Origin of the sequence: Cobetia sp. 10Alg 146 (assembly GCF_029846385.1) — a bacterium.
In the GTDB taxonomy this organism is placed as follows: domain Bacteria; phylum Pseudomonadota; class Gammaproteobacteria; order Pseudomonadales; family Halomonadaceae; genus Cobetia; species Cobetia marina.
The window spans coordinates 21,169-41,024 of record NZ_JARWKT010000011.1; the positions used below are offsets into that span (position 1 = coordinate 21,169).

Annotated in this window: 31 protein-coding genes; 30 read left to right on the forward strand and 1 reads right to left on the reverse strand. The window is 59.1% G+C overall.

From position 1 onward, the window contains the following. Positions 1-3 precede the first annotated feature (3 nt). The 29 genes from tuf to rplQ all read left to right on the forward strand — a co-directional run bounded on the left by tuf (position 4) and on the right by rplQ (position 15,043). A complete protein-coding gene (gene tuf / locus QD172_RS15925) occupies positions 4-1,197 on the forward strand; it encodes an elongation factor Tu (protein ID WP_065392570.1) in 1,194 nt (397 codons plus the stop codon). 147 nt (positions 1,198-1,344) lie between these two features. Continuing rightward, positions 1,345-1,656 (forward strand): 30S ribosomal protein S10, encoded by a 312-nt coding sequence (rpsJ, locus tag QD172_RS15930; RefSeq protein WP_024950650.1) that lies wholly within the window; start codon positions 1,345-1,347, stop codon positions 1,654-1,656. Positions 1,657-1,802: 146 nt separating this feature from the next. Continuing rightward, a complete protein-coding gene (gene rplC, locus QD172_RS15935; RefSeq protein WP_065392569.1) occupies positions 1,803-2,441 on the forward strand; it encodes a 50S ribosomal protein L3 in 639 nt (212 codons plus the stop codon). 13 nt (positions 2,442-2,454) lie between these two features. After that, a complete protein-coding gene (rplD, locus tag QD172_RS15940; RefSeq protein WP_065392568.1) occupies positions 2,455-3,060 on the forward strand; it encodes a 50S ribosomal protein L4 in 606 nt (201 codons plus the stop codon). Next, positions 3,057-3,353 (forward strand): 50S ribosomal protein L23, encoded by a 297-nt coding sequence (gene rplW / locus QD172_RS15945; RefSeq protein WP_065392567.1) that lies wholly within the window; start codon positions 3,057-3,059, stop codon positions 3,351-3,353. The genes rplD and rplW overlap by 4 nt, the downstream gene beginning before the upstream one ends. Positions 3,354-3,369: 16 nt before the next feature. Further along, a complete protein-coding gene (rplB, locus tag QD172_RS15950; RefSeq protein WP_043334862.1) occupies positions 3,370-4,197 on the forward strand; it encodes a 50S ribosomal protein L2 in 828 nt (275 codons plus the stop codon). Between the two features lie 22 nt (positions 4,198-4,219). Next, positions 4,220-4,495: a 30S ribosomal protein S19 gene (gene rpsS, locus QD172_RS15955; protein WP_024950655.1), complete on the forward strand. Its 276-nt coding sequence runs from the start codon at positions 4,220-4,222 to the stop codon at positions 4,493-4,495. A gap of 19 nt (positions 4,496-4,514) precedes the next feature. Continuing rightward, positions 4,515-4,847, forward strand: a complete 333-nt coding sequence (gene rplV / locus QD172_RS15960; RefSeq protein ID WP_043334859.1) for a 50S ribosomal protein L22 — start codon at positions 4,515-4,517, stop codon at positions 4,845-4,847. A 10-nt stretch (positions 4,848-4,857) separates the two neighbouring features. Further along, entirely contained in the window at positions 4,858-5,550 is a 693-nt protein-coding gene (rpsC, locus tag QD172_RS15965; protein WP_043334856.1) for a 30S ribosomal protein S3, read from the forward strand. A gap of 11 nt (positions 5,551-5,561) precedes the next feature. Continuing rightward, on the forward strand, positions 5,562-5,975 hold the full coding sequence (gene rplP / locus QD172_RS15970; RefSeq protein WP_043334854.1) for a 50S ribosomal protein L16: 414 nt from the start codon (positions 5,562-5,564) through the stop codon (positions 5,973-5,975). Continuing rightward, positions 5,975-6,166, forward strand: a complete 192-nt coding sequence (rpmC, locus tag QD172_RS15975) for a 50S ribosomal protein L29 (protein ID WP_024950659.1) — start codon at positions 5,975-5,977, stop codon at positions 6,164-6,166. The genes rplP and rpmC overlap by 1 nt, the downstream gene beginning before the upstream one ends. Before the next feature lies 1 nt (position 6,167). Further along, positions 6,168-6,428 carry a 30S ribosomal protein S17 gene (rpsQ, locus tag QD172_RS15980; RefSeq protein ID WP_043334852.1) on the forward strand — a complete coding sequence of 87 codons (261 nt, stop codon included), beginning with the start codon at positions 6,168-6,170 and terminating at the stop codon, positions 6,426-6,428. Positions 6,429-6,478: 50 nt separating this feature from the next. Next, positions 6,479-6,850: a 50S ribosomal protein L14 gene (rplN, locus tag QD172_RS15985; protein WP_043334850.1), complete on the forward strand. Its 372-nt coding sequence runs from the start codon at positions 6,479-6,481 to the stop codon at positions 6,848-6,850. 15 nt (positions 6,851-6,865) lie between these two features. After that, a complete protein-coding gene (rplX, locus tag QD172_RS15990; protein ID WP_043334846.1) occupies positions 6,866-7,183 on the forward strand; it encodes a 50S ribosomal protein L24 in 318 nt (105 codons plus the stop codon). A gap of 17 nt (positions 7,184-7,200) precedes the next feature. Next, positions 7,201-7,740, forward strand: a complete 540-nt coding sequence (gene rplE, locus QD172_RS15995; RefSeq protein WP_065392566.1) for a 50S ribosomal protein L5 — start codon at positions 7,201-7,203, stop codon at positions 7,738-7,740. Between the two features lie 9 nt (positions 7,741-7,749). Beyond that, the gene (gene rpsN / locus QD172_RS16000) at positions 7,750-8,055 is read left to right on the forward strand and encodes a 30S ribosomal protein S14 (protein WP_043334842.1); all 306 of its coding nucleotides are present in this window, start codon (positions 7,750-7,752) and stop codon (positions 8,053-8,055) included. A gap of 32 nt (positions 8,056-8,087) precedes the next feature. Continuing rightward, positions 8,088-8,480, forward strand: coding sequence for a 30S ribosomal protein S8 (rpsH, locus tag QD172_RS16005; RefSeq protein WP_065392565.1), 393 nt, complete (start codon positions 8,088-8,090; stop codon positions 8,478-8,480). Between the two features lie 9 nt (positions 8,481-8,489). Beyond that, entirely contained in the window at positions 8,490-9,020 is a 531-nt protein-coding gene (rplF, locus tag QD172_RS16010; RefSeq protein WP_065392564.1) for a 50S ribosomal protein L6, read from the forward strand. Between the two features lie 9 nt (positions 9,021-9,029). Continuing rightward, the gene (rplR, locus tag QD172_RS16015; RefSeq protein ID WP_024950667.1) at positions 9,030-9,380 is read left to right on the forward strand and encodes a 50S ribosomal protein L18; all 351 of its coding nucleotides are present in this window, start codon (positions 9,030-9,032) and stop codon (positions 9,378-9,380) included. Between the two features lie 11 nt (positions 9,381-9,391). Next, the gene (gene rpsE, locus QD172_RS16020; RefSeq protein WP_054556902.1) at positions 9,392-9,892 is read left to right on the forward strand and encodes a 30S ribosomal protein S5; all 501 of its coding nucleotides are present in this window, start codon (positions 9,392-9,394) and stop codon (positions 9,890-9,892) included. A 6-nt stretch (positions 9,893-9,898) separates the two neighbouring features. Next, a complete protein-coding gene (gene rpmD, locus QD172_RS16025; protein WP_024950669.1) occupies positions 9,899-10,081 on the forward strand; it encodes a 50S ribosomal protein L30 in 183 nt (60 codons plus the stop codon). A gap of 3 nt (positions 10,082-10,084) precedes the next feature. Beyond that, a complete protein-coding gene (gene rplO, locus QD172_RS16030; RefSeq protein ID WP_065392563.1) occupies positions 10,085-10,519 on the forward strand; it encodes a 50S ribosomal protein L15 in 435 nt (144 codons plus the stop codon). Continuing rightward, on the forward strand, positions 10,520-11,854 hold the full coding sequence (secY, locus tag QD172_RS16035; RefSeq protein WP_065392562.1) for a preprotein translocase subunit SecY: 1,335 nt from the start codon (positions 10,520-10,522) through the stop codon (positions 11,852-11,854). 34 nt (positions 11,855-11,888) lie between these two features. Beyond that, on the forward strand, positions 11,889-12,002 hold the full coding sequence (rpmJ, locus tag QD172_RS16040) for a 50S ribosomal protein L36 (RefSeq protein WP_077373351.1): 114 nt from the start codon (positions 11,889-11,891) through the stop codon (positions 12,000-12,002). Between the two features lie 131 nt (positions 12,003-12,133). Then, entirely contained in the window at positions 12,134-12,490 is a 357-nt protein-coding gene (rpsM, locus tag QD172_RS16045) for a 30S ribosomal protein S13 (RefSeq protein WP_024950672.1), read from the forward strand. Positions 12,491-12,520: 30 nt separating this feature from the next. Further along, positions 12,521-12,904 (forward strand): 30S ribosomal protein S11, encoded by a 384-nt coding sequence (gene rpsK, locus QD172_RS16050; protein WP_043334827.1) that lies wholly within the window; start codon positions 12,521-12,523, stop codon positions 12,902-12,904. A 12-nt stretch (positions 12,905-12,916) separates the two neighbouring features. After that, on the forward strand, positions 12,917-13,537 hold the full coding sequence (gene rpsD / locus QD172_RS16055) for a 30S ribosomal protein S4 (protein WP_065392561.1): 621 nt from the start codon (positions 12,917-12,919) through the stop codon (positions 13,535-13,537). 74 nt (positions 13,538-13,611) lie between these two features. After that, on the forward strand, positions 13,612-14,610 hold the full coding sequence (rpoA, locus tag QD172_RS16060; protein ID WP_065392560.1) for a DNA-directed RNA polymerase subunit alpha: 999 nt from the start codon (positions 13,612-13,614) through the stop codon (positions 14,608-14,610). A gap of 46 nt (positions 14,611-14,656) precedes the next feature. After that, on the forward strand, positions 14,657-15,043 hold the full coding sequence (rplQ, locus tag QD172_RS16065) for a 50S ribosomal protein L17 (RefSeq protein WP_065392559.1): 387 nt from the start codon (positions 14,657-14,659) through the stop codon (positions 15,041-15,043). Positions 15,044-15,232: 189 nt separating this feature from the next. Here the strand turns inward: rplQ and uvrA are convergent, their stop codons facing one another. Next, positions 15,233-18,163, reverse strand: a complete 2,931-nt coding sequence (gene uvrA, locus QD172_RS16070; protein ID WP_077373354.1) for an excinuclease ABC subunit UvrA — start codon at positions 18,161-18,163, stop codon at positions 15,233-15,235. Between the two features lie 205 nt (positions 18,164-18,368). On the opposite strand from uvrA, the gene QD172_RS16075 reads away from it, so the two are divergent. Then, a complete protein-coding gene (locus QD172_RS16075) occupies positions 18,369-19,784 on the forward strand; it encodes an MFS transporter (RefSeq protein WP_136939720.1) in 1,416 nt (471 codons plus the stop codon). The last annotated feature ends 72 nt before the right edge of the window (positions 19,785-19,856 follow it).

The following is a 19,856-nucleotide window of genomic DNA, read 5'->3' on the forward strand; positions in this document are numbered from 1 at the left end:
GCAGTGGCTAAGGAAAAATTTGAGCGTTCGAAGCCGCACGTCAACGTCGGCACCATTGGTCACGTCGATCACGGCAAGACCACTCTGACTGCGGCACTGACTCGTGTCTCTGCAGAAGTTTTCGGTGGTGACGCGCGTGCGTTTGACTCCATCGATAACGCCCCGGAAGAGCGTGAGCGTGGTATCACCATCTCCACCGCTCACGTGGAATATCAGTCCGAAGTGCGTCACTACGCGCACGTCGACTGCCCGGGTCACGCTGACTACGTCAAGAACATGATCACCGGTGCTGCCCAGATGGACGGCGCTATCCTGGTCTGTTCCGCAGCTGACGGCCCCATGCCGCAGACTCGCGAGCACATCCTGCTGTCCCGTCAGGTCGGCGTTCCGTTCATCGTTGTCTTCCTGAACAAGGCTGACATGGTCGATGACGAAGAACTGCTCGAGCTGGTCGAGATGGAAGTGCGCGAACTCCTGAGCGAGTACGACTTCCCGGGTGACGACACTCCGATCGTCATCGGTTCTGCTCTGATGGCTCTGGAAGGCAAGGACGACAACGGCATGGGTACTACCGCCGTTGCCAACCTGATCAAGGCCCTGGATGCGTACATCCCGGAGCCGGAGCGTGCTATCGACCAGCCGTTCCTGATGCCGATCGAAGACGTCTTCTCCATCTCTGGCCGTGGTACCGTCGTGACTGGCCGCATCGAGCGTGGTCTGGTCAAGACTGGCGAAGAGATCGAGATCATCGGCGTGCGTGACACCACCAAGACTACCGTTACCGGTGTCGAGATGTTCCGCAAGCTGTTGGACGAAGGTCGTGCTGGTGAGAACGTCGGCGCTCTGCTGCGTGGCACCAAGCGTGATGATGTCGAGCGTGGCCAGGTTCTGGCCAAGCCGGGCTCCATCAAGCCGCACACCAAGTTCGAAGCAGAAGTCTACGTTCTGTCCAAGGAAGAAGGCGGTCGTCACACTCCGTTCTTCAAGGGCTATCGTCCGCAGTTCTACTTCCGTACCACTGACATCACTGGTACCTGTGAGCTGCCGGAAGGCGTCGAGATGGTCATGCCGGGCGACAACGTCCAGATGGTCGTGTCTCTGATCGCTCCGATCGCCATGGAAGATGGTCTGCGCTTCGCTATCCGTGAAGGCGGTCGTACCGTCGGCGCTGGCGTCGTGGCCAAGATTGTCGAGTAAGGTTCTCCTTACCTGACACAGAAGGGGGCCCTGTTGGGCCCCCTTTTCTCGCATGTTTGACACCTGATGTCAGTCTGCCTATAATGCGCATCCTTTGAATGCGTGGGTGACGGCCTACGCCGTCGACATCCATTGGAGTTTTGGGCAATGCAAAACCAGAAGATTCGCATCCGGTTGAAAGCATTCGACCACCGTCTGATCGACCAGTCCTCTGCAGAGATCGTTGAAACTGCAAAGCGTACCGGTGCTCAGGTTCGTGGCCCGATCCCGCTGCCGACCCGTCGCGAGCGTTACACCATCCTGGTATCTCCGCACGTCAACAAGGACGCGCGTGACCAGTATGAGATTCGTACCCACAAGCGCGTTCTCGACATCGTCGAGCCGACAGAGAAGACTGTCGACGCGCTGATGAAGCTTGACCTGGCCGCCGGTGTGGACGTCCAGATCAAGGTTGACTGATACCTCACTAGTCACTGCGGCCCAGCGCTCTCAATGATGGAGCAGCAGCCGCCACGCCGGGATGGCGTCATACAATGTGCTAGTGGAATGCTCTGGAAAGGGCAGCCATAGCGGGTGACAGCCCCGTACACTAAAGGAGACTGAACATGTCTATCGGTTTAGTCGGTAAGAAGGCCGGGATGACCCGCGTCTTCACCGAAGCTGGCGCATCCGTGCCGGTTACCGTGATTGAAGTTGAGCCGAACCGCATCGTGACCATCAAGTCCGTCGAGACTGATGGCTACAATGCGATTCAGGTGACAACTGGTTCCCGCAAGGCCAAGCACCTCACCAAGGCAACTGCTGGTCAGTATGCCAAGGCGGGTGTTGAGGCTGGTCGTTCCCTGATGGAGTTCCGCCTGGAAGAAGGCGATGAAGCTCCTGCAGTGGGCGGCGAACTCACCGTATCCCTCTTTGAAGCTGGTCAGAAGATTGACGTGACTGGCACCTCCAAGGGTAAAGGTTTCCAGGGCGCAGTTAAGCGCTGGAACTTCCGCACCCAAGACGCTACCCACGGTAACTCACTGTCGCACCGCGCGCCGGGTTCCATCGGTAACTGTCAGACCCCGGGCCGCGTCTTCAAAGGTAAGAAGATGGCTGGCCAGATGGGCAACGTCCGTTCCACCGTCCAGAGCCTGGAAGTGGTCCGCGTCGACGCTGAGCGCAATCTTCTGTTGGTCAAGGGTGCCGTTCCAGGTGCTCCGGGCGGCGAAGTGATCGTGCGTTCCGCTGTGAAAGCTCGCTGAGGGGAATTAACCGATGAATCTTAATCTTGCAGGTGCAGGCGGCGCAGTAGACGTCTCCGATGCTACCTTTGGTAAGGACTTCAACGAGGCTCTGGTTCACCAGGTCGTCACCGCCTATCTGGCTGGTGCGCGTCAGGGTACCGTGGCTCAGAAGACCCGTTCTGACGTGTCCGGCGGTGGCAAGAAGCCGTGGCGTCAGAAAGGTACTGGCCGCGCTCGTGCCGGTACCATCCGTTCCCCGCTGTGGCGTTCTGGCGGTGTGACCTTTGCAGCACGTCCTCAGGACCACTCGCACAAGGTCAATCGCAAGATGTATCGCGCTGCCATGCGTTCCATCCTGTCCGAGCTGGTCCGTCAGGATCGCCTGGTCGCGGTCGACGCAATCACTGTCGATGCTCCGAAGACCAAGCTGCTGATCGCCAAGCTCCAGGAACTGGGCCTTGAGAAAGCGCTGATCGTCACAGAAGAGCAGGACGTCAATCTGTACCTGGCTGCGCGCAACATCCCGTATGTTGACGTCGTCAATGTCGCTGGCGCTGACCCGGTCAGCCTCGTCGGTTACGACAAGGTGCTGATGACTGTCGCTGCCCTGCGCAAGTTCGAGGAGAACCTGGGATGAATCAGGAACGCGTATTCAAGGTCCTGCTTGGTCCTCACATGACCGAGAAGGCCGCGGTCGCTGCCGAGAACAACCAGTACGTGTTCAAGGTTGCCAGCGACGCGACAAAGCCCGAAATCAAGAAAGCCGTCGAAGAGCTGTTTGGCAAGAAAGTCGATCGTGTTCAGGTTCTGAACATGAAAGGCAAGACCAAGCGCACCGCTCGCGGTGTTGGTCGTCGCGCTGGTTATCGCAAGGCCTATGTAACTCTGGCCGCCGGCGAGACCATCGAAGACTTCTCTGGCGCCGAGTAAGGCAGGAGTACGGAACATGGCAATTGTTAAGACAAAACCTACCTCCGCCGGTCGCCGCCACCTGGTAAAAGTCGTCAATGACGAACTTTTCAAAGGTCGCGCGTACGCTCCGCTGCTTGAAAAGCAGTCAAAGTCCGGTGGTCGTAACAATAATGGTCGCATCACTACTCGCCACATCGGCGGTGGTCATCGTCACCATTACCGTCTGGTCGACTTCAAGCGTAACAAGGATGGCATTCCGGCCATCGTCGAGCGCCTGGAATACGATCCGAACCGTAGCGCGAACATCGCGCTGGTGAAGTACCTCGACGGCGAACGTCGCTACATCATTGCACCGAAAGGTGTCTCTGCTGGCGACCGTCTCGAGTCCGGTGTCAACGCACCGATCAAGAAAGGCAACGCTCTGCCGCTGCGCAATGTCCCGGTGGGCTCCACCGTTCACTGTGTAGAGCTGAAGCCGGGCAAGGGCGCTCAGATCGCTCGTAGTGCAGGTACCAGTGCCCAGGTCGTGGCACGTGACGGTAACTACACCACGCTGCGTCTGCGCTCTGGCGAGATGCGTAAGGTGCTGTCCGAATGCCGTGCAACACTCGGCGAAGTGGGCAACTCCGAGCACAGCCTCCGTCAACTGGGCAAGGCCGGTGCTAAGCGTTGGAGAGGCGTGCGCCCGACCGTTCGCGGTGTCGCGATGAACCCTGTCGATCACCCGCATGGTGGTGGTGAAGGTCGTACCTCTGGTGGCCGTCACCCGGTCAGCCCGTGGGGCGTCCCGACCAAGGGTCACAAGACTCGCAAGAACAAGCGCACCGATAAGCTTATCGTCCGTCGCCGCAAGGCCAAGTAACAGATATTGAGAGGTAACGGCTGTGCCACGTTCACTGAAGAAAGGTCCATTTATTGACCTTCATCTGCTGAAGAAGGTTGAGACAGCAGTGGAAAAGAACGACCGCAAACCGATCAAGACCTGGTCGCGTCGTTCCATGATCCTGCCGAACATGGTCGGGCTCACCATTGCCGTCCATAACGGTCGCCAGCATGTCCCGGTTCTCGTTTCTGAGGAAATGGTCGGTCACAAGCTCGGCGAGTTTGCTGCCACCCGCACATACCGCGGGCACGCTGCAGATAAAAAAGCCAAACGGTAAGCCAGAGAGGATTTAAGAGATGGAAGTAGCTGCTAAGCTGCGCGGCGCTCGTTTATCCGCCCAGAAGGCCCGTTTGGTGGCTGACCAGGTGCGCGGTAAGCCGGTCGCCGAGGCGCTGAATCTGCTCGCTTTCTCACCGAAGAAGGCCGCGAAGATTGTTCGCAAGGTTCTGCAGTCCGCGATCGCGAATGCGGAAGAAAACAACGGCATGGACATTGACGAGCTTCGCGTCTCGACTATCTGTGTCGACGAGGGCATGACGCTCAAGCGCATCCAGCCACGTGCCAAAGGCCGTGCGGATCGCATCTTGAAGCGCACTTGTCATATCACCGTCAAGGTAGCCGAGAAGTAGGAGACGACCAATGGGTCAGAAAGTTAATCCGACAGGTTTCCGACTGGGTATTGTCAAGGATCATACCTCTGTCTGGTACGCCGAAGGCGCTACCTATGCCGACAAACTGAACAACGATCTGCAGGTGCGTGGATTCCTGGAAGAGCGTCTGAAAAGCGCTTCCGTGAGCCGCATCAGCATCGAGCGTCCGGCAAACAACGCCCGTATTACCATTCACACTGCCCGTCCGGGTATCGTGATCGGTAAGAAAGGTGAAGATGTCGATCGCCTTCGTCGTGAAGTTTCCGAGATGATGGGCGTTCCCGTCCACATCAACATCGAGGAGATTCGCAAGCCGGAACTCGATGCCAAGCTGGTCGCTGCCAATGTGGCAGGTCAGCTCGAGCGTCGTGTCATGTTCCGTCGTGCGATGAAGCGTGCTGTGCAGAACGCAATGCGTCTGGGCGCCAAGGGCATCAAGATTCAGCTCTCCGGTCGTCTCGGCGGTGCCGAAATCGCCCGTACCGAATGGTACCGCGAAGGCCGCGTTCCGCTTCACACCCTGCGTGCTGACATTGATTACTCCACCTTCGAAGCTCACACCACCTACGGCATCATTGGTGTCAAGGTCTGGATCTTCAAAGGCGAGATCCTCGGTGGCATCGAAGAGGTGCGAGCCAAGGCGAAGCAGCCCGCGTCCGCACCCAAGAAGAAAGGCAAGTAAGGGGGTAATCGATGTTACAGCCCAAGCGTATGAAATTCCGCAAGATGCAGAAAGGTCGCAATCGTGGCCTGGCGCATCGCGGAAGCAAGGTAAGCTTTGGTGAGTTTGGCCTGAAAGCCACCGGCCGTGGTCGTATCACCGCTCGTCAGATCGAAGCTGGCCGTCGTGCCATCACTCGTCACGTCAAGCGTGGCGGTAAGATCTGGATCCGCGTCTTCCCAGACAAGCCGATTTCCAACAAGCCGTTGGAAGTTCGTATGGGTAAAGGTAAGGGTTCTGTCGAGTACTGGGTCGCACAGATCCAGCCCGGCAAGGTCCTTTACGAGATCGAAGGTGTATCCGAAGAGCTGGCCCGTGAAGCATTCAGTCTGGCCGCTATGAAGATGCCGATCTCCACCACCTTTGTTAAGCGGACGGTGATGTGATGAAAGCCCAAGAACTCCGTGAAAAGTCAGTCGAGGCGCTCCAGGAGCAGTTGTTCGAACTGCTGCGTGAGCAATTCAATCTGCGCATGCAGAAGGCTACCGGTCAGCTGAGCCAGGTTCACCTGCTCAAGCAGACTCGCCGCCAAATTGCTCAGGTTAAGACTGTGCTCAACCAGAAGTCAGGTGAGTAAAATGGCCGAAGAAACTAAAGCACGCACACTCACCGGCAAGGTGGTGAGTGACAAGATGGAAAAATCCATCGTTGTCATGGTCGAGCGCCGTGAGCGTCACCCGATCTATGGCAAGTACCTGAGACGCTCCACCAAGCTGCACGCCCATGATGAGGCGAATCAGGCTCGGATCGGTGACACCGTCTCTATCGCCGAGACTCGTCCGCTGTCCAAGAAGAAAGCCTGGACCCTGGTCGAGGTGGTTGAACAGGCCAAGGGTTGATCCCTAGGCCAGTTCCCACCAGGCAGTCAGATTAGGTTTGGAGAAAACCGATGATTCAGACTCAGACAATGCTGGATGTCGCCGACAACAGTGGCGCGCGCCGGGTGCAATGCATCAAGGTGCTGGGTGGTTCACACCGCCGTTACGCTCGTGTTGGAGACATCATCAAGGTCACCGTCAAAGAAGCTATCCCGCGTGGCAAGGTCAAGAAAGGCCAAGTCATGAAGGCAGTGGTCGTTCGTACCAAAGCCGGTGTCCGTCGTAATGACGGTTCCGTGATCCGCTTCGACGGTAATGCGGCCGTTCTGTTGAATAACACCAACGAACAGCCGATCGGTACCCGTATCTTCGGCCCGGTTACCCGTGAACTTCGCAGTGAGAAGTTCATGAAGATCATTTCCCTGGCGCCCGAAGTGCTGTAAGGAGCGGAAGCGGATATGCAAAAGATCAAACGTGACGATGAAGTCATCGTCATCGCCGGGAAGGACAAGGGCAAGCGCGGTACCATCAGCAAGGTGCTGAAAGGTGAGCGTCTGCTAGTGTCCGGTGTGAACATGATCAAGCGTCACACCAAGCCCAACCCGATGCTGGGCACCCAGGGGGGTATCGTCGAGCGCGAGGCTCCGATTCACGCGTCCAACGTGGCCATCTTCAACCAGGAGACCGGCAAGGCGGATCGTGTCGGTATCCAGGTTCAGGAAGACGGTACTAAGGTACGCATCTTTAAGTCGACTCAGAAGCTGATCGACGCCTAACGCGAGTCGGGTACAACATGGCGAACTTGAAAGAACGTTATCAGAACGAAGTGGCCGCCCAGCTTAAAGAGCAGTTCGGCTACGCCAACGTGATGCAGGTGCCGCGTATCACCAAGGTGACCCTGAACATGGGCATCGGTGAAGCCACCGCTGACAAGAAGCTGATCGACAACGCGTTTGCCGATCTCCAGATGCTGTCTGGTCAGAAGCCGATCATCACCAAGGCACGCAAGTCCATCGCTGGCTTCAAGGTCCGCGAAGGATGGCCGATCGGTGTCAAGGTGACCCTGCGCAGCGATCGTATGTGGGACTTCCTGGACCGTCTCGTGAACGTGGCTATCCCGCGCGTTCGTGACTTCCGCGGTCTGAACCCGAAGTCCTTCGATGGCCGTGGAAACTACTCCATGGGTGTGCGTGAGCAGATCATCTTCCCGGAGATCGAGTATGATAAGATCGACCGGATTCGTGGCCTGGACATCACCATCACCACTAGCGCCAACACCGATGATGAAGGTCGTGCGTTGCTGGGCGCGCTGAACTTCCCGTTCAAGAAATAAGGGTGGATCATGGCAAAGAAAAGCATGGTTGAGCGTGAGCTCAAGCGCACCAAGCTGGTCGCAAAGTACGCCGCCAAGCGCGACGCACTGAAGACCATCATCAATGACGTCAACGCTTCTGAAGAAGAGCGCTTCGACGCACAGCTGAAACTGCAGCAGCTGCCGCGTGATGCCAGCCCGGTCCGTCAGCGTAACCGCTGCCGTATCACTGGCCGTCCGCACGGCTACTACAACAAGTTCGGCCTGAGCCGCAACAAGCTGCGTGAAGCCGCTATGCGTGGTGACGTGCCTGGTCTGACCAAGTCCAGCTGGTAACACCACTGCAAGAATTCAGGAGCGCAACGTAAATGAGCATGCAAGACACTCTGGCGGATATGTTCACTCGTATCCGCAATGCGCAGATGGCCACCAAGGAGACGGTTACCATGCCGTCTTCCAAGCTCAAGGTTGAAGTGGCCCGCGTATTGAAGGAAGAGGGTTACATTTCCGAGTTTGCTGTCGCAGAAGGCGCGAAGCCGGAACTGACCGTGACCCTCAAGTACTTTGAAGGCAAGGCGGTTATCGAGAACATCAAGCGTGTTTCCAAGCCGTCCCTGCGCCAGTACAAAGGCAAGGGCGAGCTGCCGAAAGTCGCAGATGGCCTGGGTATTGCGATCGTTTCCACCTCCCGGGGCGTGATGACCGATCGTGCGGCCCGTCAAGCTGGTGTCGGCGGCGAAGTCCTCTGCACCGTATTCTAGGAGTTTGGAATGTCCCGCGTAGCCAAGTATCCGGTTAAATTGCCGAACGGCGTCGAGGCAAAACTCGATGGCGACAAGCTGACCGTGAAGGGCAGCAATGGCCAGCTGGAACTGACCGTCCACCAGGACGTGGTCATCAACCTGGAAGAAGGTCAGATGACCTTCGCCCCGGCTGAGACTGCCAAGAACTGGGCAATGGTTGGTACCACACGTGCTCTGGTCAACAACATGGTGTCTGGTGTTTCCGAAGGCTTCACCAAGTCTCTGGAAATCAATGGTGTGGGTTATCGTGCCCAGGCCAAAGGCCAGACAATCAACCTGACACTGGGCTTCTCACACCCGGTCGACTATGAACTGCCGGCAAGTGTTACGGCTGAAACGCCGAAGAACACTCAGATCGTCCTGAAATCTGCTGACAAGCAGGCTTTGGGTCAGGTCGCCGCAGAGATTCGCGCGTTCCGTCCGCCGGAGCCCTACAAGGGCAAAGGTATTCGGTACAGCGACGAAGTCGTCCGTCGTAAAGAAGCCAAGAAGAAGTAAGGCAGGGTTATGAACGCGAAGAAAGAATCTCGTCTCCGTCGTGCCCGCCGCGCTCGTGCGAAAATCCGCGAGCTGGGCGTGTTTCGCCTGTGCGTGAACCGCACCCCGCGTCACATCTACGCGCAGATCATCTCGCCGGATGGCGGCCAGGTCCTGGCCACCGCATCCACGCTCGACAAGAGCCTGCGCGAAGGTTCTACCGGTAACTCGGACTCCGCCGCCAAGGTGGGTGCTCTGATTGCCGAGCGCGCGAAGGAAGCGGGTATCAAGCAAGTGGCTTTCGATCGCTCCGGGTACAAGTACCACGGTCGCGTGAAGGCCCTGGCCGATGCCGCACGTGAAGGCGGCCTGGAATTCTAAAGGGTTTTACGATGGCGAATATCGAACAGAAGGGCGGTGACCTGCAAGAGAAGCTCGTGCAGATCAACCGCGTCGCCAAGGTAGTCAAGGGCGGCCGTATCTTCGGTTTCACCGCTCTGACTGTCGTTGGTGACGGCAATGGTCGTGTTGGCTTCGGTCGTGGCAAGGCGCGTGAAGTGCCGGTCGCGATCCAGAAGGCAATGGACCAAGCTCGTCGCAACATGATCAAGGTTGACCTGAAGGGCCACACCCTGCAGTACCCGGTGAAGGCTCGTCACGGCGCATCCAAGATCTACATGCAGCCAGCATCCGAAGGTACCGGCATCATTGCCGGCGGTGCGATGCGTTCCGTGCTCGAACTGGCAGGCGTCCATGACGTCCTGGCCAAGTGCTACGGTTCCACCAATCCGGTCAACGTGGTGCGCGCGACCATCAACGGTCTCGCTGCCATGAAATCTCCGGAAGACATCGCCGCCAAGCGTGGCCTGTCTGTCGACAAGATTGCGGGGTAAGGCACCATGGCAGCTAAGATCACGGTAACCCAGATCCGCAGCACCATCGGCGTCCTCGAAAAGCACAAGGCCACCATGAAAGGCCTTGGGCTGCGTCGCATCGGTCACACTGTCGAGCTGGAAGACACCCCCGCGGTACGCGGCATGATCAACAAGGTTCATTACCTTGTCCGTGTTGAGGGAGAGTAATCCATGAAATTGAATACCCTGAGTCCGGCCCCGGGCTCCAAGCACGCTGCAAAGCGTGTCGGTCGTGGTATCGGCTCCGGTCTTGGTAAGACCGGCGGTCGTGGCCACAAGGGCCAGAAGTCCCGTTCCGGTGGCAGCGTCAAGCCGGGCTTCGAAGGCGGTCAGATGCCTATGCAGCGTCGCCTGCCGAAGTTTGGTTTCACTTCCGCGAAATCTCTGGTTTCCGAAGAAGTGCGCCTGAGCGAGCTGGCACTGGTAGACGGTGATATCGTCGACCTCGAAACGCTGAAGAAGGCCAACGTGCTTCGTGATTCCACGAAGTTCGCGAAGGTCATGCTCTCCGGCGAACTGGACAAGGCAGTCACGGTCCGCGGCATCAAGGTCACCAAGGGTGCCCGTGCTGCGATCGAAGCTGCCGGTGGCAAGGTAGAGGACTAAATGGCTAAGTCAGGAAACGTACCGGCGATGCAGGGAAGTGGGTTGAGCGAACTCTGGGCGCGTTTGCGCTTCGTGTTCATCGCCATCGTGGTGTACCGAATCGGTGCACACATCCCCGTTCCCGGTATCAATCCTGACCAGCTTGCTGCCTTGTTCAGGGAAAACCAGGGCACCATCCTGAGCATGTTCAACATGTTCTCCGGTGGTGCACTGGAGCGAATGAGTATCTTCGCGTTGGGCATCATGCCCTACATATCCGCGTCGATCATCATGCAGCTCCTGACGGTGGTCTCGCCTCAGCTAGAGCAGTTGAAGAAGGAAGGTGAGGCCGGTCGTCGCAAGATCAGCCAGTACACGCGCTACGGCACGGTCGTACTGGCCCTGGTCCAATCGATCGGCATGGCAGTCGGACTGGTCGGAAACGGTGTCGCCTATTCCGCTGACTTCAGCTTCTACTTCACCGCCGTGAGTACGTTCGTGGCTGGTGCAGTGTTCCTGATGTGGCTGGGAGAGCAGATCACCGAGAAGGGTATCGGCAACGGGATCTCACTGATCATCTTTGCTGGTATTGTCGCCGGGCTGCCGAGTGCCATCGGCCAGTCTTTCGAACTGGCGCGCAATGATGGTGCCTGGAATGTGCTTCCGCTGCTGGCGCTGACGCTGCTCGCAGTCGTTACCGTTGCCTTTGTGGTGTTCATCGAACGCGGTCAACGCCGCATCACGGTGAACTATCCGCGCCGTCAGGTGGGCAACAAGATGTATGCCGGTCAGAGCAGCTACTTGCCGATGAAGGTCAACATGGCCGGGGTCATCCCGCCGATCTTCGCGTCAAGCATCCTGCTGTTCCCTGCATCGATGGGCCAATGGTTTGGCCAGAGTGAAAGCATGCAATGGTTGCAGACGGCTTCTCAGGCTCTCGGGCCGGGCCAGCCACTGTACATCTTGCTTTTCGCTGCCGCTGTAGTATTCTTCTGCTTCTTCTACACGGCGCTGGTCTTCAATCCCAAGGATGTTGCTGACAACCTCAAGAAGTCAGGAGCTTTCCTCCCGGGGATTCGCCCAGGCGAACAGACGGCCCGTTACATCGATAAGGTGATGACTCGCCTGACGCTGTTCGGCGCCCTCTACATCACCCTCGTCTCCCTGATGCCGCAATTCCTCGTTGTCGCCTGGCAGGTTCCGTTCTATTTCGGCGGTACCTCTCTGCTCATCGTGGTTGTGGTGGTCATGGACTTCATGGCCCAGGTGCAGTCGCATCTGATGTCAAATCAGTATGCGTCGGTGATGAAGAAGGCCAACCTCAAAGGCTATGGCAGCGGTGGCATGATGCGCTGATTGCGCAGCCCCTGTTAGCAAACTGGAGAGAACGATGAAAGTTCGAGCTTCCGTCAAGAAAATTTGCCGTAACTGCAAGATCATTCGGCGTCGTGGCGCAGTGCGGGTCATCTGCACTGAGCCGCGCCACAAGCAGCGTCAGGGTTAATCCCTCGACCCCGCTTAGCTGAATACAAGCTCGGGTGCTGGCATACCCCCTTGTTCCCAACGGGATCAAGGGGTATGCTATTGCGCCCTTTGTGGATGTAAAATCCGCCGCTAACCTTTCGGAGAAAACTGATGGCCCGTATTGCTGGCGTCAATATCCCGGACAACAAGCACGCGGCGATCTCGCTGACTTATATCTTCGGGATTGGCCGTACGCGTGCACAGCAGATCTGCGCCGCTCTCGGTTTAGAACCGAGCGTCAAGATCGCTGATCTGTCTGTTGAACAACTGGACCTGGTTCGTGCCGAGGTGGGTAAGTACACCGTCGAAGGCGACCTGCGTCGTGAGATCACGCTGAACATCAAGCGTCTCATGGACCTCGGTTGCTATCGTGGCCTGCGCCATCGTCGTGGTCTTCCGTTGCGCGGTCAGCGCACCAAGACCAACGCACGTACACGCAAAGGTCCGCGTAAACCGATTCGCAAGTAAACGAACTGGCGTTTAGACAGGAAACATCTAATGGCTAACCCGAGTAAGCGCAAGAAGGTTAAAAAGCAGGTAGTGGATGCCATCGCGCATATCCATGCCTCTTTTAACAACACTATCGTGACGATCACAGACCGCCAGGGCAATGCTCTCTCCTGGGCAACTGCCGGTGGTTCGGGTTTTCGTGGTTCTCGCAAGAGCACCCCGTTCGCTGCGCAAGTCGCAAGTGAACGTGCAGCGACCGCTGCAGCCGAATATGGTGTGAAGAACGTCGACGTGCTGGTCAAGGGCCCGGGTCCGGGTCGTGAGTCCGCCGTGCGTGCTCTCAATGCCGCAGGCTTCCGCGTGCAAAGCATCACCGACGTGACCCCCATCCCGCATAATGGGTGCCGTCCGCCGAAGAAACGCCGCGTTTAAGGAGACAGACTCATGGCTCGTTATATTGGACCGAAGTGCAAACTGTCTCGTCGTGAAGGCACCGACCTCTTCCTGAAGAGTGGCGTGACTCCGTTCGAGAAGAAGTGCAAATCCGAACAACCCCCGGGTGTTCATGGCCAGCGCCGTCAACGTCTTTCAGACTACGGCCTGCAGTTGCGTGAAAAGCAGAAGGTTCGTCGCATGTACGGCGTTCTGGAAAAGCAATTCCGCAATTACTACAAAGAAGCCGCTCGCGTGAAAGGCGCGACTGGTGAGGTTCTGCTCCAGCTCCTCGAGGCTCGCCTCGACAACGTCGTCTACCGCATGGGCTTCGGCTCCACGCGTTCCGAGGCACGTCAGCTGGTCAGCCACAAGGCGATCGCCGTGAACGGCCGTACCGTCAACGTCGCTTCCTTCAATGTGAAGGCCGGTGATGTGGTTACCGTTCGTGAGAAGGCCAAGAACCAGGCTCGCATCCAGCAGTCTCTGGCACTCGCTGCCAACCGCGGTGATGTCTCCTGGGTCGACGTCGACTCCAAGAAGATGGAAGGCACTTTCAAGGCTGTCCCCGAGCGTGGCGACCTGTCTGCCGATATCAACGAAAACCTGATCGTCGAGCTGTACTCCAAGTAATGTGATGCCGGGCTGATTCGTCGGCCCGGCTGGAGTACCCAGATTATCCGTTTGGCAGCCTTAAAGGTGTTCTTATGCAGCGCTCAGTGACAGAGTTTCTCCGTCCTCGCGATATCAAGGTCGAGGAAGTCAGCGCCCATCATGCGCGGATCGTCCTCGAGCCCTTCGAGCGTGGTTTCGGCCACACCCTGGGGAATGCTCTGCGTCGCATCCTGCTGTCTTCCATGCCCGGCTGTGCCGTCGTGGAAGCTGAGATCGAAGGCGTTCTGCACGAGTACAGCGCCATTGAAGGGGTACAGGAGGATGTCATCGAAATCCTGCTGAACCTCAAGGACGTGGCCATCAAGATGCATGGTCGCGACGAAGCTGTGCTGGCGCTGAACAAGAAGGGCCCGGGCATCGTGACTGCTGGCGACATCGCCGGTGACCATGATCTCGAAATCGTGAATCCGGATCACGTCATCGCTCACCTGAATGATGGTGGCGAGCTGAAGATGCAACTCAAGATCGCTCGTGGCCGCGGCTACGAACCGGCTGACGCGCGTCTCTCTGCAGATGACGAATCACGTGCCATTGGCCGTCTCCAGCTGGATGCGACCTTCACGCCGGTTCGCCGGGTCTCCTATGCTGTCGAGGCGGCGCGTGTTGAACAGCGCACCAACCTTGACAAGCTGGTGATTGACCTGGAAACCGACGGCACGCTGGATCCGGAAGAAGCGATCCGCCGCTCCGCAACCATCTTGCAGGAGCAGCTGGCCGCCTTCGTTGATCTGGAAGCAGACAAGGAACAGGAAGTCGAAGAAGAGGAAGATCAAATCGATCCGATCCTTCTCCGTCCCGTAGACGATCTTGAGCTGACCGTTCGCAGTGCGAACTGTCTCAAGGCCGAGAATATCTATTACATCGGTGATCTCATTCAGCGCACCGAAGTTGAGCTGCTGAAGACCCCGAATCTCGGCAAGAAGTCCTTGAATGAAATCAAGGACGTGCTGTCCGCGCGTGGTCTGTCCCTCGGCATGCGGTTGGAAAACTGGCCGCCCGCAAGCCTGAAGGACGACAAGGCTTCCGCTTAAGGAAGCCCGGTCGGCTCAAGCCCCAGACTGGTAAGGAATCACAACCATGCGTCATCGTAAGAGTGGTCGTCACCTGAACCGTACCAGCTCTCACCGTGAAGCCATGTTCAAGAACATGTGCATCTCTCTGGTAGAGCACGAAGTCATCAAGACTACCCTGCCGAAAGCCAAGGAACTGCGTCGTCATATCGAGCCGCTGATCACCCTGGCCAAGCAGGATTCCGTTGCGAACCGTCGTTTGGCGTTCTCTCGTACCGGTTCCAAGGAAGCGGTCGGCAAGCTCTTCAATGAGCTCGGCCCGCGCTACACCACCCGTCCGGGCGGTTACCTGCGCATCCTGAAGTGTGGCTATCGTGCCGGTGACAATGCCCCGATGGCATTCGTCGAGCTGGTCGATCGTCCGGCTGCCTCCGAGGCAGCGGGCGAAGAGTAAGCTTCGGCTTGCTTCGTCCACAAGAAAAGGCCAACCCTTCGGGGTTGGCCTTTTTTTATGCCTGATAGACAGGCCTGTCGGTTGGGCAGCCCATGCGGCCAAGCGTCATGGGCAAGCCCTGACTCGTCACGTCCCGCAAGGAAACGGTACGAGAGGAGTCAGGGGTGTCGCTGGGGCACCTGGCGAAGGTCAGTTGCTGGTTTCTGTCTTCTTCTTGCTGCCGGGCTTCCCGCCATTGGGCGGCTTGCTGTCCGCTGACGTGTCTTGAGCGCCTGTCTTGGCGTTGGAGGCTCTCTGGCGCTTCAGCAGCGGTGCCAGGAAGCGACCGGTATGCGAGACCTCCTGCGTTGCCAGTTGCTCCGGTGTCCCTTCGGCGATGATCTGGCCCCCGCCTGAGCCGCCTTCCGGACCCAGATCGATCAACCAGTCAGCGGTCTTGATCACATCCAGGTTGTGCTCGATGACGACGACGGTGTTGCCGTGATCGCGCAGGCGGTGCAGGACCACCAGCAGTTGTCGGATATCCTCGAAGTGCAGGCCGGTGGTCGGCTCATCGAGGATGTAGAGCGTCTTGCCGGTATCGCGCTTGGCCAGCTCGCGCGCCAGCTTGACGCGTTGGGCTTCCCCGCCGGAGAGCGTGGTCGCGCTCTGGCCGAGGCGGACATAGGACAGGCCGACATCCATCAGTGTCTGCAGTCGACGCGCGATGGCGGGTACCGGCGAGAAGAACTCCAGTGCCTCCTCGATGGTCATCTCCAGCACTTCATGGATGTTCTTGCCCTTGTACTGGACCTCGAGCGTCTCACGGTTGTAGCGCTTGCCCTTGCAGACATCGCAGGGCACGTACATGTCAGGCAGGAAGTGCATCTCGACCTTGATCAGGCCGTCGCCCTGACAGGCTTCGCAGCGCCCACCCTTGACGTTGAAGCTGAAGCGGCCCGGCTTGTAGCCGCGCGCGCGCGCTTCCTGGGTCCCGGAGAACAGCTCGCGGATCGGCGTGAAGATCCCGGTATAGGTGGCGGGGTTGGAGCGAGGTGTACGCCCGATGGGACTTTGATCGATGTCCACCATCTTGTCGAACAGATCCAGCCCCTCGATCTTGCCGTAGGGCGCCGGGGTCAGCGTGGTCGCACGATTGAGCTCACGGGCGGCCAGCGGCATCAGCGTGGCGTTGATCAGTGTCGACTTGCCTGAGCCGGAGACGCCGGTGATGCAGGTCAGCAGGCCTGTCGGCAGCGTCAGCGTCACGTTCTGCAGGTTGTTGCCGGTGGCACCTGTCAGGCGCAGCACCTTTTCGGGATTGGCGGGCAGGCGATAGGGCGGCACGGCGATCTCACGCTCGCCACTCAGGTACTGTCCGGTCAATGAGCCGGGCGTCGCCTCGATCTGCGCCGGGGTGCCCTGGGCGACGATCTCACCGCCGTGCACGCCAGCGCCTGGGCCGATATCGAGCACGTGGTCCGCGGCGCGGATGGCATCTTCATCATGCTCGACCACGATCACGGTGTTGCCCAGATCACGCAGGTGAATCAGTGTCTTGAGCAGGCGGTCATTGTCACGCTGGTGCAGGCCGATGGAGGGCTCATCGAGGATGTACATCACGCCGACCAGGCCGGCGCCGATCTGGCTGGCAAGACGGATGCGCTGTGCCTCACCCCCGGAAAGGGTATCGGCGCTGCGCTCCAGCGTCAGATAGTCGAGGCCGACATTGACGAGGAACTCGAGGCGCGCCTGGATCTCGTTGACGATCTTGGCAGCGATCTCGCCCTTACGCCCCGGCAGGCTCAGCTTGCCGAACTCTTCCCACGCTTCGCCGATCGGCTGGCGCACGACCTCGGCGAGGGTGCGATTGTCGACGTAGACATTGCGTGCCTCGCGGCGCAGACGCGAGCCATCGCAGCTCGGGCAGGGTTGAACGGCCAGATAGCGGGCGAGATCCTCGCGCACCATGTTGGATTCGGTCTCACGGTAGCGCCGCTCCATGTTGGGCAGTACGCCCTCGAAGGGATGTTCGCGCGTCACCTTGCGGCCGCGGTCATTGACGTAGCTGAACGCGATGTCCTCACGTCCGCTGCCATTGAGCACGGCATCACGCGCTTCATCACTGAGTGATTCCCAGGCGGCTTCCAGAGCGAAACCATAGTGCTCGGCGACGGCCTGCAGCTGGCTGAAGTAATAGACGCTGCGACGGTCCCAGCCCTTGATCACGCCTTCGGCCAGCGACAGCTCCGGATGGCTGATCAGCTTCTCCGGGTCGAAGTATTGCTTCACCCCGAGACCGTCACAGGTCGGGCAGGCGCCAGCCGGGTTGTTGAAGGAGAACAGGCGTGGCTCCAGCTCGGCCAGGGCATAGCCACACACCGGGCAGGCGAAGCGCGAGGAGAACACCAGGTCTTCCTGTTCGCCGTCCATGAAGTGCAGCCGTGCGCTGCCATCGGCCAGGTTCAGTGCGGTCTCGAAGGACTCGGCCAGACGCTGCTTGAGGTCCTCGCGCACCTTGAAGCGATCGACGACGACGTCGATATCATGCTTCTTGTTCTTCTCCAGCGGCTTGAGGTCATCCAGCTCGACGATGAGGCCATCGATACGCGCGCGGACGAAGCCCTGGGCGCGCAGCTCGGAAAGCAGTTGCAGGTGCTCGCCCTTGCGCCCGCTGACTACCGGTGCCAGCAGCATCAGCTTGCTGCCCTCGGGCAGGGCCAGCGCCTGATCGACCATCTGCGAGATGGTCTGGGCTTCCAGGTCGATGTCGTGGTCCGGGCAGCGCGGCGTCCCGGCGCGAGCGTACAGAAGGCGCAGGTAGTCGTAGATCTCGGTAATGGTACCGACGGTGGAGCGGGGGTTGTGCGATGTCGATTTCTGCTCGATGGAAATCGCCGGTGACAGACCCTCGATGTGGTCGATGTCCGGTTTTTCCATCATCGACAGAAACTGGCGAGCATAGGTGGACAGTGATTCGACGTAGCGCCGCTGTCCCTCGGCATAGAGTGTGTCAAAGGCAAGTGACGACTTGCCGGAACCGGAGAGCCCGGTCACCACGATCAGCTTGTCACGCGGCAGTTCGACATCGATGTTCTTGAGGTTGTGGGTGCGCGCACCCCTGACCTGAATCCTGTCCATTGCCACCTCGGGCTGCGTCGATAAAAGCAACGATTATAAGGCGCGGGCGAAACGCCCGGCAAAGGCTGCATGCTTTCAAAGCCGACAGGCGAGCCTTAGAATGTGCAGTCCATCGGTGATCAGCACCCATGGAGTCTACTCTCTGGCGACCCGCGTGGTCGGCCTCCCTTTCTTGACTGTCCTGCTCCGGAGCCCGCCGCCATCCATGAAGACCTCTCGACTGCTAGCGCCGGAACGTCGCGCCATCGTCGGCCTTGCCAGCCTGTATGCCACCCGCATGCTCGGGCTGTTCATGGTGTTGCCGGTGCTGGCGCTCTACACCCGTGATCTGGCTGGCGCGACGCCGACGCTGGTCGGCGTCGCGTTGGGCGGGTATGGCCTGACCCAGGCACTGCTGCAGATCCCCTTCGGCTGGTTGTCCGATCGCCTCGGGCGCAAGGCCGTGATCGGCTTCGGACTCGGGCTATTCATCCTTGGCTCGTTGGTCGCGGCAAATGCCGACAGCATCGAGATGATCATCCTTGGTCGTTGCCTGCAGGGCAGCGGTGCCGTGGCAGGTGCGATCATGGCGCTGCTGGCCGATCAGACGCGAGAGGAGGTGCGCACGATGGCGATGGCCTCCATCGGCATGTCGATCGGCGTCGCCTTCGCGCTGGCGATGGTCGCGGGACCCCTGGCCGCGGATGCGTTCGGACTTTCGGGCGTCTTCTGGCTGACGGCCATCATGGCCGTGGCGAGCGTGTTCGTACTCTGGAAACTGGTGCCTGCTGCACCCAGGCGTCAGCATCAAGATGTGGGGCTTGATCGTCGCCAGCTCAAGGGCATTCTTGCGAATTCCGCATTGTTGCGCATGGATGTGTCGATCTTTGCGCTGCACATGATCCTCACGGCCTGTTTCGTGGCCATTCCGCAGCAGCTGGTCAACTTCGGCATCGCGCCCGCCCATCATGGCTGGGTCTATCTGCCCTTGATGGGCCTGGCGTTTGTCGCCATGCTTCCGCTGGTCATCGTGGCCGAGAAGTACCGCCGCATGAAGCCGGTCTTCCTGGGCGCCGTGGCGACCATCGCGACAAGCCTGTTGCTGCTGGGGGTGGATGGCATCGAGCACGCAGGTCTCGTGCCCTTCCTTGGCCTGCTGTGGCTGTTCTTCGTGGCCTTCAATCTGCTGGAAGCCACCTTGCCGTCGATGATCTCCAAGCTGGCGCCGGCCGGTGCCAAGGGCACCGCGATGGGGGTGTATTCGACCAGCCAGTTCCTCGGTGCCTTCGTGGGGGGTGTCGGCGGCGGCTGGCTGACGGGCCATTTCGGGCTGAGTGGCGTCTTCTTCGGCATGGGGTTGCTGGCGCTGCTGTGGCTGGCTGTGGTCTGGAACATGCAGCCGCCGCGACATCTTGGCAGTGAAGTGGTCGGCCTGTCGCCAGAAGCCGCGAGGCTTCCGGCCGTCGAGTTGCAGACGCGCCTGCTGGCCATTGCCGGCGTGGAAGAAGCTCTGGTCGTGCGTGAGGAACAGGTCGCCTATCTGAAGGTCACACGCGATACACTGGATGACAAGGCGCTGGCGACTTTCACTCGCCAGCGTGATGGCGAAACTCCGGCAGGTGCCGAGGCACCTGCCAGCTGAACCCTGACACTGGCAGATCACTGTCAGTGCACTCGATACCTTCGCCGGTGCCTGATGTGCACCGGTCTATTT